Source organism: Pseudoalteromonas sp. S2755, from assembly GCF_005886535.1.
Lineage (GTDB): Bacteria > Pseudomonadota > Gammaproteobacteria > Enterobacterales > Alteromonadaceae > Pseudoalteromonas.
Genome location: NZ_PNDS01000057.1, coordinates 1 through 10595, shown reverse-complemented (window position 1 = coordinate 10595; position 10595 = coordinate 1). Strand labels below are relative to the sequence as shown.

At 42.9% G+C, this 10595-nt stretch carries 9 protein-coding genes; 4 read left to right on the top strand and 5 right to left on the bottom strand.

Going from position 1 to position 10595, the window contains the following annotated elements:
- Positions 1-214, top strand: a 214-nt coding sequence (locus CWC03_RS23635; RefSeq protein WP_138582032.1) for a hypothetical protein, incomplete at its 5' end; no start/stop codon positions are given.
- A 147-nt stretch (positions 215-361) separates the two neighbouring features.
- Here the strand turns inward: CWC03_RS23635 and CWC03_RS11375 are convergent.
- Together CWC03_RS11375 and CWC03_RS11370 are read right to left on the bottom strand one after the other, a co-directional pair.
- Complete coding sequence (locus CWC03_RS11375; protein WP_138582031.1) at positions 362-1576, bottom strand: pyridoxal phosphate-dependent aminotransferase; 1215 nt, start codon at positions 1574-1576, stop codon at positions 362-364.
- A 177-nt stretch (positions 1577-1753) separates the two neighbouring features.
- The gene (locus CWC03_RS11370) at positions 1754-2098 is read right to left on the bottom strand and encodes an Hpt domain-containing protein (protein WP_138582030.1); all 345 of its coding nucleotides are present in this window, start codon (positions 2096-2098) and stop codon (positions 1754-1756) included.
- Positions 2099-2217: 119 nt separating this feature from the next.
- On the opposite strand from CWC03_RS11370, the gene CWC03_RS11365 reads away from it, so the two are divergent.
- The gene (locus CWC03_RS11365) at positions 2218-2808 is read left to right on the top strand and encodes a tRNA-uridine aminocarboxypropyltransferase (protein ID WP_138582029.1); all 591 of its coding nucleotides are present in this window, start codon (positions 2218-2220) and stop codon (positions 2806-2808) included.
- Between the two features lie 9 nt (positions 2809-2817).
- A complete protein-coding gene (locus CWC03_RS11360; protein ID WP_138582028.1) occupies positions 2818-3606 on the top strand; it encodes a CLCA_X family protein in 789 nt (262 codons plus the stop codon).
- Here the strand turns inward: CWC03_RS11360 and CWC03_RS11355 are convergent.
- The 3 genes from CWC03_RS11355 to CWC03_RS11345 form a co-directional block, all read right to left on the bottom strand.
- Positions 3566-6031 (bottom strand): bifunctional diguanylate cyclase/phosphodiesterase, encoded by a 2466-nt coding sequence (locus CWC03_RS11355; protein ID WP_138582027.1) that lies wholly within the window; start codon positions 6029-6031, stop codon positions 3566-3568. The two genes, CWC03_RS11360 and CWC03_RS11355, sit on opposite strands and share 41 nt — an antisense overlap.
- Before the next feature lie 460 nt (positions 6032-6491).
- Positions 6492-7076 (bottom strand): dCTP deaminase, encoded by a 585-nt coding sequence (dcd, locus tag CWC03_RS11350; RefSeq protein WP_128728296.1) that lies wholly within the window; start codon positions 7074-7076, stop codon positions 6492-6494.
- 2 nt (positions 7077-7078) lie between these two features.
- Complete coding sequence (locus tag CWC03_RS11345; RefSeq protein ID WP_138582026.1) at positions 7079-8182, bottom strand: Mrp/NBP35 family ATP-binding protein; 1104 nt, start codon at positions 8180-8182, stop codon at positions 7079-7081.
- A 202-nt stretch (positions 8183-8384) separates the two neighbouring features.
- On the opposite strand from CWC03_RS11345, the gene metG reads away from it, so the two are divergent.
- The gene (gene metG, locus CWC03_RS11340; protein WP_138582025.1) at positions 8385-10421 is read left to right on the top strand and encodes a methionine--tRNA ligase; all 2037 of its coding nucleotides are present in this window, start codon (positions 8385-8387) and stop codon (positions 10419-10421) included.
- The last annotated feature ends 174 nt before the right edge of the window (positions 10422-10595 follow it).

Genomic DNA, 10595 nt, shown 5'->3' with positions numbered 1-10595 from the left:
GAGCCTGCGTAGCATAGTCATTCTATGTGAGTCAGGCGAGAACACAGTAGAAATGCCAATCAAGCGCTGCCCTTTGGGTTCACCTGAGTGCGCTTTGTTCATTGTTGCTCAACTTTTGCTTAGATTACTAGGCGGCAAGTCGAGCGTCGCGATCAAAACACACTCAGGAGAACAAAAATCAAACAGCAAAGGTCAACAGGCCCTAATTAAGTGATCTATTTTGAGGCGAGAAAATCTTGTCGATAACCAGGCGAAAATTTTGCTATTTAGTTATTCTAAATGAGAAACCTTTAACGCAGTTAGCGTCAGATTTGTTCCTTCAAATTGAGCAAGTATTAAGACTAATTGGTATTACAAGGTATTACTGACTGTAATGTGCAAAAAAGCGCTTTACTCTATCCATTGCGGGCTGTAAATCATCTTTATGTGGCAAAAACACTAATCTAAAATGATCTGCGCTAGGCCAATTAAATGCGCGTCCGTGGACAAGTAGAATTTTCTCTTCTTTGAGCAAATCGAGCACCATACGCTCATCATTCTTAATATTAAACCGTTTCACGTCCACTTTCGGAAAGGCATAAAGCGCACCCTTTGGCTTTACACAACTTATTCCTTCGATATCGTTTAAACCTTTAAACGCAATATCACGCTGCTCATACAAACGCCCACCCGGTTCAATGAGTTGGTCGATGGATTGTATGCCTCCAAGGGCTTGTTGAATGGCAAACTGTGCAGGAACATTGGCGCATAATCGCATAGACGCGAGCATTTCTAAGCCTGTGATCAAATCCTGCATCGCTGAATGTTTACCACTGATCACCATCCAGCCCATGCGGATCCCGGCCGCACGATAGGTTTTTGCTAAGCCGTTAAAAGTGATAACTGGTATATCATCACAAAGACTTGCTATTGAAAAATGCTCAGCACCGTCATATAAAATCTTTTCGTAGATCTCATCACTCAGTATTAATAGCTTGTGTTCTCTGGCAACGTCAATTAATGCCTCGAGCAATGCTTTGTCATATACCGCACCGGTCGGATTGTTTGGATTGATCAGCACCAACGCTTTGGTACGACTCGTTATTTTACGCTTGATATCTTCGATATCTGGAAACCAGTCTTGCTCTTCATCACAAAGATAATGTACTGGATTACCGCCAGATAATTTAACGGCGGCTGTCCATAGCGGATAATCCGGTGCAGGGATCAAGACCTCGTCACCATCATTGAGTAAAGCTTGTGCGGTCATTTGGATCAATTCACTGACACCATTGCCAATGAAGATGTTATCGACACTAATATTGGGAAAGCTTTTTTGCTGATAATATTGATAAACAGCGACTCGGGCAGAATATAATCCTTTTGAGTCGCAATACCCCTGTGCAGAATATAAGTTTTTTATGATGTCTCGGTGCATATCTTCTGGCATATCAAAGCCAAACGCCGCCGGATTGCCAATATTTAATTTGAGGACTTTCATGCCCTCGTCTTCCATTTTCCTTGCTTGATCCAATACTGGACCACGGATATCATAACTCACTCCGTTGAGCTTATTACTTTTTGTTATTTGTAGCATCTATAACCCCCTCATTTTGCTCAAGCATATATCACAATACCGTCTAAATTCTATGCTTTTGATAACTTTTTATGCTTCAAAAAAGCAACTTACAAAATGAAGTGCTTGGGGTAACGCAATAATAATAAAAAAGGCCGTATAAACGACCTTATTTCCGCTCTTTGGCTTATTCTGACTTTAAGGTTGAGCACTCACCCACTGCTGCAGTTTCGCTTTTGAACCTGCAACTTGCGCTGCCAGCTTCTCAATAGAATCATCAACAATATCCTGCTTCCCTTGCATGAGAGCGTGCTCGATCGTCTTTGCCAGATCGCTCAAACTAGCAGCCCCAAACTGGGCAGCATTAGATTTCAAACTGTGAGCATGACGAATGGCAGCTTCTTGATCCTGATTCAAATTCAGCATCAACTCCGATTCTAACCGCTCGAATTCAGAACAACAAAAATGAACCGTATCTTCGAATTGCTCGCCCAGTAACATTTGCATGTTCTCTAGGGCACCTTCATCTATTACGATGCTCATAATTTTCCTTAAATTTAATATTCTAATACTTATGCTAGCCAAATCTGGTTTCTTGTGCAAAGTAAATACGTGCAAGATATGATAAAATATGACTTATATTAAGAAACACCTTATCAAACATGAAACGTAATACCTGCCCAATCTGTCAGTTTCCCACAAAGACTTGCGTATGCTCCTATGTTGGCAATATGATACCAAATGCAATTCAAGTTATTATTATGCAGCACCCGAGCGAAGTAAAAGTCGCCAAAAATACTGCAAAGCTCCTCGCCTTACAGTTAGACAGGTTTGCGCTGTATGTTGGAGAAAGCACCGCTGACTTTGAAGAGTTGATTAACTTCTGCAACGCAAACCATGTTGCACTGCTCTACCCAAACAACCACGCTAAGACCTTAACTACAGAATATAATCACACTCAAAAGCTTGATGCCATCATATTATTGGACGGTACTTGGAAGAAAGCCACTAAGCTGTATAACCTCAACCCATGGCTAAGCCAGTTGCCCAGCTTTCAATTCGATTCGGTAAATGCAAGCGAATATACTATTCGTAAATCTAAACATGAATACAGTTTATCAACACTTGAAGCGGCCGCTCAATTTCTTGAGATTGTAGATCAATGTGAAACTGCGGATCTCTATAAACTTCAAGCAGGCATGGTGAAAGAACAGATGAAGCTTATGCCTGATGATGTTAAGGCCAGGTATTGAAGGAAGAAAATGCCAAGCTCTAGACTACAGCGCGGATACACTCGCCGAGGGCCCGATTATCGATTCGGCGACCAAGTTGATTTCAGTGAAATCAAACAGACCTTTGGCTTTAAAACCATGGCTATTGGTCATTGGGTTACACCTGAAGAAACCCGTTTATCCGCCAATTTCATTTATGATGCCCTCGCAGATCTAGCCCAAATACTACAAGTACCACCACAGGTCATTGGCCTTCGAGGAACGCTTAATTTTGCTTTTGGTACAGGCGGTCAACAAGGTGTTCAAGCGCATTACGCAGCAAATACGAGAACACTCGCCTTGGCAAAAAATGCCGGTGGTGGCGCACTTGCCCACGAGTGGTGGCATGCATTTGACCACTATATTTGCCAGCATTTAATAGCACAACCAAAAAAGTCTTTTGCCTCATCAGCTTGGTTACTTTCTACCGAAACAGTATTACACCCACTGAACAATGCTTTAGCAACATTTTTTGCGCATACCTTTTTAGATGAACAGCATCAAAAACCAAATCGGTACTTCCATACCGCCAAGATTGCTGATAGCGCAAACAAACAGATTTATTACGCGCTACCCGAGGAGCTAACAGCTCGGATGTTCGAGGCCATTATTGCCTATCACAGCGATATATCAAATTCGTTTTTGGCCGCGGGAATTAAAGGTTCAGAGCAAGAAAAGCTGGGAATTTACCCGACGTGTGAACATAGAGCCCAGTGCGCTGAGCCCATTTTTAACTACTTCAGCGAACTAGGAAAGATTTTATATCGCCGGCATAGGTGACTTTACTTAGCCAACTCTTAAATTCCGTGAACGGTAATGGACGTGAAATAAAATAGCCCTGTGCAAAGTCGCAGCCATAGGCCTGCAAACGAATATAACTATTGATATCTTCAACTCCCTCAGCCACAACCTTTGAGCCTAAACTATGTGCCATATCACAAGTTGCCTTGCAAATACTTTGGTTACTCTTGGATGTCTCAATATCCATCACAAAGCTCTTATCAATTTTAAGTTCATCAAATCCAAGTTTGCTCAAGTATGCAAGTGACGAATATCCAGTACCAAAATCGTCTATCGCTACCTTAACGCCAATTGAACGATAATCATCCAACACCCCTTTAAGCTCTGCTTCTTTTCCTATCGTTACAGATTCCGTGATCTCTATCATTATTTGAGAAGGTGCGAGTGATAATTCATTGATAAGCGTAATAAGCTGTACCGACAACTCTCTTCTACTCAAGTCGCGACCAGATACATTGATTGAAATAACGTGCTCAGGCAATAACTTGGTAATCTCAGCTTGATAATGGAGTGCATGCTCTATCACCCATTCTGTGATTTCGTAAATTTGCCCTGAAGACTCAGCAATCGGAATAAATTCATCAGGTGGTATGTAACCAAGTTCAGGGTGAAGCCAGCGCAGTAGCACTTCCGAGCCAAATACCCTTCCAGTCCTGAGATCTACCTGCGGCTGGAAGAATAAACTGAACTGTTCATGTTCTATCGCACTTTTAAGAAAAGAGGTGAGCTTTAATTGTCGCTCAGTCGAAATAGAGCTTTCAACATCAAATAGGTGCCAACGTTGGCCATTATGCGATTTAGTATTCAGTGCCTGCAGCGCTCGCTGGATAAGTTTCTCAGTGGATTTCGCATGCATCGGATAATTCGCTACCCCAACCTCTAAACTATCGACAATCTGTGTGTCTTTATATCCAACCCCTTCTTCGAATACAGCAGATAAAATGCATACATATTGCTCAACTTGACTAACCTCAATTTTACCATCAAGCACGATGGCAAACACTTGGTCTTCTAGGCGGTAAATAGGCGTGTTACCTTTATTTGCGACGGCAGCGCTACCGTAAGTATTGATCTGCTCAGAGACCTCTTTGAATAGCTTATTGATGTGCTGATTGGCAAAGGTTAAGCCAAAGCTCAGCCTTATTGATGGTAGGATAAGTGGTTTAAAAAGTAACAATGTATGCGCTTTATTTTGCTCCTCAAGCTTAGCGAGCGAGCCAAACAGGGCGAATTTATTGGGCAGTGCCGTCTCTTTATCAAACTCAGCGTAATGAATATACATACGTCGCTTTTCCGCATCATGCCAAACTACAAACAGTAGTAAGAGCATTAAATGTAGGCTGATCAACACATGATTTACGATTGAAATCTGTTCACTTGGCTGTATTAATTGACTCCCAGCAAAGCCAATTAATACCGCCACCATAGGAGACCAGATCGCGCAGCAAAAATAGACTTCTTTAAGACTGTCTTGGTCTTGGCTTACCAAAATCATCGCACTTAATACAATCGCAATAATAACCATTATGGATTGAAGCGCAAACGGTAAATCCACTTTAGCAAACGCCACAACAGTACCGCTGAGTAAATAGATATAAGCAGTCGTCTTGATGGTTAGCTTAACCTTTCTATCAAGCCTATTTTTAGCAAGGAAATGATGAAAAAACAAAAGACTGAAGCCAAGTGCAAAACACACAAAGCTGCCACTGAAATGTAAAAAATGAACACTGTTTTGGTAGCTGAAAAAGATATCCGCAAGTCCTTTATGGGTGACGTATAGGCAAGCCAATGACAGCAAATAGCCACCAACCGACAGCAGGCTTGCACGTTTCGAAATAATACCGGTACTGAGCATGAAAATACTCAATAAAAACATCGCCCCTAGAAACAACCCTGTTAAAAATAGATGGGCATTGGTACTTTTGATATATACTCCATAGGGCTCAATACTTACCCTAGATAAGGAAACATAGGGTGATTGAACCTTAACAATTATAGGCTCAATACGGCTATTTGCATCGATCACCAAATGAGGTGAAAAATGGGATAATGACGTATGATTATTACTTTCGGGGATTTGAATTAATTTTCCAATAGGATCCGTGGTAAAAAACTCAACACTGCCCATGGATGGACGTGTGACTGTCAGCACTTGGTCTGACAGTTCGTCGTGAACGGGGTTTGTGATTCGAAGCCAAACCGCAACGCCCTTTGGAATAATTACCGTTTCTTGCGATACACTAAACTGGGCCTCGGAAAAGTCACCATAGCCTACTGAAATTAAAGGTCTTGCCTCTATTGTTTCTGCAGCCAGCTGCGTTTCCGCAGTAGCCAGCATCGCAAAGGCGCAACACACAATTATCGTAAACATCAGTGTGGCATACCTAGCAGCGCTAAGCCACATACCTATTCTCCTTGAGTCACTTTGACGGTGATTTGTCAGCCTATTCGTTATGCCAAGAACCAAGCGTTAACGTTCAAGAAAAACACCAACCCAAAAGCATTGGCTATGAGGTTCTCTTTGCAAATCAGGAGGCAACGTCATTCTCGCGCCAACACGTATTTCACTTTGCCTTTTACAGCCATTTACATGATGTATCGCTCGACAACATAAAAACGTATTGTTGTAAGTATGGTTTGGATCAAAGCAAATGCAAAAATATTATTGAATTTAAATCGTTATGACTGATTCGGTGTGAGCTCAAAAATGTAAAGGTGGTGTGCCGTTATAGGAGGTGAAATATTCAATTTTAAGATTGGAATAACAACTTGTTCTCTAGCCGTTGTTATTCCAAACATAAGGGTCAAATTTGCTTATAGTAGGCTAACGACTAGCACGCCAATCCATCCGCCAAAGTATTCCATTAACTGTCGTCACTAATACGTGACGCAACCGCACTAGTTTGATCCTTATATTTGGCGTCTTTGCGCTCGTTATAAGGAAATTGCGCGGCACTGGTCATCGTTTCAAAACTCATCGCACCTATTTTCATGTTTGGCCTCAGTGCCAAAGGCAACTTACCTGAATTATAGAACTCTAATACGATGTTTCCAGACCAACCAGGATCAATACGATGCGCGGTAACGTGAACCATTAAACCTAGTCTTGCCAGCGACGAGCGGCCATCTAACCAACCAACGAGATCGGCAGGTAGCGTTACCTTTTCATATGTCATTGCCAGCGCAAGCTCACCAGGATGCAAGAAGAACGCTTGGCCATCTTCTAACACAATTTCGTCACTCATGATGGATTCCATCGCGGCATTGATCTGATCTTTAGGACCACTGAGATCAACGTAAGGCGCGGCATGGTCCTGAAACACTCTAAACTTGTTACCCAGTCTTAAATCCACGGTAACGCCTGAAATCATATCTGGCTTAGGTGTAGGTTCGATGATTATGCGTTGTTGTTCAATCGCTTCTCGAATATGGGTATCCGATAATCTCATTCTTAGTCTTCCGTCATCACAATCTCAACACCCGATGTTGAGTCTGATTGGTAATATAACATACTGGCAACCAGTTGGGCACAGTCAACATAGTGATCTGCTATACCATGATTGTCAGCCTTACTTTCTGAATTAGGCTCACGGACTGTGGCAATGATGTCTTCGCCCTGCTCCGTTGCTGCTCTGATTTGGTCGTTAAGCGGTACTTCCGCGAGCAGAGGCACACCATAGCGACTCGCCAGCGTGGTGCCACCAGAGTGACCAAAAATGTGGTTGCGACTACCACATTGCTCACAATTGAAGTAACTCATATTTTCGACCAAACCTAAAATGGGGAGCTGCACTTTTTCAAACATCGCGATGCCCTTCTGTGCATCTGCTAGCGCCAAGGTCTGCGGTGTAGTGACAATCACCGCACCACTGGCTGGCACTTTTTGCGTCATAGTAAGTTGGATATCTCCTGTGCCTGGTGGCATATCAACAATCAGATAATCCAGCTCGCCCCAATCCGTTTCATTTAACAATTGAGTGAGTGCTTGAGAAGCCATTGGTCCTCGCCAAACAGTGGCGTCCTCTGCTGGAACTAAAAAGCCGATAGACATGGCTTTAATGCCCGACTTTTCAATTGGTAGTAGGGTTTTATCATCTTTCGCCCGAGGTTTTTCATCCTCAAGAGCCAGTAAACTCGGTAGTGAAGGGCCATAAATATCAGCATCTAGCACACCGACTTTCGCGTCTTGAGCGCGTAGCGCATACGCCAGATTAATCGCAGTGGTAGACTTACCCACCCCGCCCTTACCTGAGGCAACAAGAATAATATGTTTAATGGCTTTAAATTTTGGTCGACCAACAACGACGACTTTCGATGTCACCTCAACAGGCTTACCCAAGTGTTGCTGTAGATAACTAGCAACATCTTGGTCGCATTGGATGGCAAATGGAAAGTTTATTTGCACTTGAATTTGTGCTTTTGACTCTTGTGTTTTGATCACCCAATTTGCATCAATGCCCACTGGTAATGCGGCACTACGATAGCCATTTAAAAGCTCAATGATTGCCTGTTTGGTGTTTTTTCCCTTGGCAAACCATTTTTCCAGTCCAAACATACAAATTAAACTCCTCTGGGTGATGAAAATAGCCACGGAATTATGTAACATTCAACTCATTAAAACCAGTCAATTCGCGGTTCATGGTCTGAACTAAGGTGAGTCACTAAGCACACTTGTCCATTCAAGTGTTAACTCGGTGAATAATCAACCAATTCAACACCATCAATTAGAAAGATCGCGCTAAATTCATGGAATCGTTATGACGAAGAGAAAAATTCTCATTACCAGTGCATTACCATATGCAAATGGCCCCACACACTTAGGCCACTTGCTGGAATATATTCAAACCGATATTTGGGCTCGCTTCCAAAAGCTACAAGGCCATGAAGCCTATTATGTATGTGCGGACGATGCGCACGGCACACCAATCATGCTAAATGCACAGAAGCAAGGTATCACGCCTGAAGAAATGGTTAAGCAGGTAAGTATTGAGCGTCAGCGTGACTTTGCAGACTTCAATATCGAGTTTGATAACTATCACAGCACACACAGTGACGAAAACCGTGAACTAAGCGAGCTAATCTACACTCGTTTAGACGAAAAAGGCTATATCAAAAAGCGCACGATTTCACAGTTATTTGATCCAGAGAAAGGCATTTTCCTACCAGATCGTTTTGTTACTGGTACTTGCCCGACTTGTAAGTCTGAAGATCAAAATGGCGACAGCTGTGATGCCTGCGGTGCAACCTACAGCCCAACAGAATTAATTGAGCCAAAATCTGTGATGTCTGGTGCGACACCCATTTTGAAAGATTCAGAGCATTACTTCTTTGACTTACCTGCATTCGAAGACATGCTAAAAACATGGCTACGCTCAGGTAGTTTGCAATCTGAAATGGCGAACAAGCTAGACGAATGGTTTGCAGACGGCTTGCAGCAGTGGGATATCAGCCGTGACGCTCCCTATTTTGGTTTTGAAATACCAGGCGCGCCTGGCAAGTATTTTTATGTTTGGTTGGATGCACCAATCGGTTACATGGCAAGCTTCAAAAACCTTTGCGAGAAACAAGGCCTAAACTTTGACGAGTTTTGGGGTGAAAGCTCTGACGCTGAGCTTTATCACTTTATCGGTAAAGACATCATCTACTTCCACAGCCTATTTTGGCCTGCGATGCTTGATGGCGCTAATTTCCGTAAACCAAATAACGTATTCGCTCACGGTTTTGTCACCGTAAATGGCGCTAAGATGTCTAAGTCAAAAGGCACTTTTGTAAAGGCTCGTACTTATCTAGAGCATTTAGACCCTGAGTATCTACGTTATTACTACGCAGCTAAACTAAACAGCGGCGTTACAGATTTAGATCTAAACTTAGAGGACTTTGCTGCACGCGTAAACTCAGACTTAGTGGGCAAAGTGGTAAACATCGCAAGTCGCTGTGCAGGCTTTATTACTAAGAAATTTGACGGCAAGCTAAGCGGCTCTGTCATGGACGAAGCGCTACTAACTAGCTTTGTTGCTGCAAAGGATTCAATCGCGACACATTTTGAAAACCGCGAATACAGTCGCGCAGTGCGTGAGATCATGACCCTTGCAGACAAAGCAAACCAGTTTATTGATGCCGAAGCGCCTTGGGTGCTTGCAAAGAATGAAGAGACGCTCGAGCGTGCACATCAAGTGTGCTCTCTGGGTCTTAATCTATTCCGCGTACTACTGACTTATTTAAAGCCTATCCTCCCTGGTATGGCGAAAAATGTAGAAGCTTTCTTAAATACCGAGCTTACTTGGGAAAGTGTTAACGACGCTCTTGTTAATCATGAAATCAATAAGTTTAAGGCACTAATGCAGCGTGTTGAACTTGATAAAGTGAATGCGATGATCGAGTCGTCTAAAGAAAGCCTTGAAAAGAAAGTGGGTGGTCAATCTGTAGCAGCAGATCCGAATAGCCCGCTTGCCAAAGAGCCAATCGCTGCGGAAATCGAATTCGATGATTTTGCCAAAGTTGATCTACGTGTCGCAAAAATTGCCAACGCTGAGCATGTTGAAGGTGCAGACAAGCTACTTAAACTTACGCTTGATTTAGGTGGTGAAACGCGCCAGGTGTTTGCTGGCATTAAGTCGGCTTATTCACCTGAAGATCTTATCGGCAAGTTAACGGTAATGGTTGCAAACCTCAAACCTCGTAAGATGCGCTTTGGCATGTCAGAAGGCATGGTGCTAGCAGCAGGCCCAGGTGGTAAAGAGATTTACATCTTGAACCCAGACGAGGGCTCACAACCCGGCATGCGAGTGATGTAATCCCCCTAATACTTGTATATAAATAAAGGCTTCTATTTTGAAGCCTTTATTTTTACTTATACCAGTTGTGTTAAGTAAATGATCTATCTTGAAGCGGGGTAATAGCGTTAGTAGCACCGCTCTCGCGTCCTGCTACCGCTAAGGTACCTATATCCATATAGGCAAGGCAAAAAT